At 30.8% G+C, this 1208-nt stretch carries 1 protein-coding gene; it reads left to right on the forward strand.

The features are described from left to right. The first annotated feature begins 93 nt into the window (after positions 1 to 93). Positions 94 to 1068: an aminotransferase class I/II-fold pyridoxal phosphate-dependent enzyme gene (locus HG1285_RS18570; RefSeq protein ID WP_008289560.1), complete on the forward strand. Its 975-nt coding sequence runs from the start codon at positions 94 to 96 to the stop codon at positions 1066 to 1068. The last annotated feature ends 140 nt before the right edge of the window (positions 1069 to 1208 follow it).

Consider the following 1208-nt stretch of genomic DNA (forward strand, 5'->3'; position numbering starts at 1 on the left):
TAAAAAGCTCAAAATATGAAGATACAATACATTTGAAATTGGAGAACTGATTTACAGCCTTCCCCAAAAGTATGGGAACTTGCAGAAAAAGCTGTGAAAGATAGACTAAACCATTATACAGAAAGTTTAGGGCTAATACAGCTTAGAGAAAAAATAGCACAGTTTTATAAAGAAAAATATAGTGTAGAGGTATCTCCTGAAAGAATAGCATTGACAGTCGGAACTTCTGGAGCTTTTTTAGTGGCTTACTCTATACTTTTAAGCTCTAAAGATAAACTTTTAATGACAGACCCTTCTTATCCCTGCTACAAAAATTTTTCATATATTCTTAATATCAACCCTGTTTTTGCACCTGTAGATAAATCTACGAATTATCAGTTAACAGCAGAGCAGTTAAAAGAATTTAAAGACATAAAAGCAGTTCAAATATCATCTCCAAATAACCCAACTGGCAACATATATAAAAAGGAAATTTTAAAAGGGCTTATAAATTATTGTGATGAAAATGGTATTTACTTTATTTCAGATGAGATATATCACGGTCTTGTATATAATGAAAAGGAACATACTGCTTTAGAGTTTTCAGACAACGCTATTGTTATAAATGGATTTTCAAAATATTTCTGCATGCCTGGATTTAGACTCGGCTGGATTATACTGCCTGAAAATTTGGTTAGAAAAGCTGAAATAGTTCTTCAGAATGTATTTATTGCACCACCTACAATAAGTCAGTACGCTGCTCTTGGAGCTTTTGATAAACAGCATTTAGATAAAATAACTGAAGAATATAGAAAAAGAAGAGATTTTTTATACAATCAGTTAAAGGATATATTTAACATAGATGCAAAGCCTGAAGGGGCTTTTTATTTATGGGCAAATATTGAGAAATATTCAGATAATGCTTTTAAATTTGCAAATGAATTGTTAGAAAAAGCACATGTAGCAATAACTCCCGGAATTGATTTTGGGGAAAATAATACTGAAAAGTATATAAGATTTGCATATACAAAAGACATAGAACATATGGAAGAAGGTGTAAAAAGAATAAGAGCTTTTTTAGGATTATAATTTCCAGCCCAAAGCTCTGAGCTTTTCTTTTCCTTCGGCCGATATGTTTTCAGATGTCCACGGCTTGCTAAAGTCAAATGTTAAACTTATAGTATAATCAGGAAAGTTTTCTTTTAATTTTGATAAAACAACATTTTTTA

It is taken from the genome of Hydrogenivirga sp. 128-5-R1-1 (genome assembly GCF_000171895.1).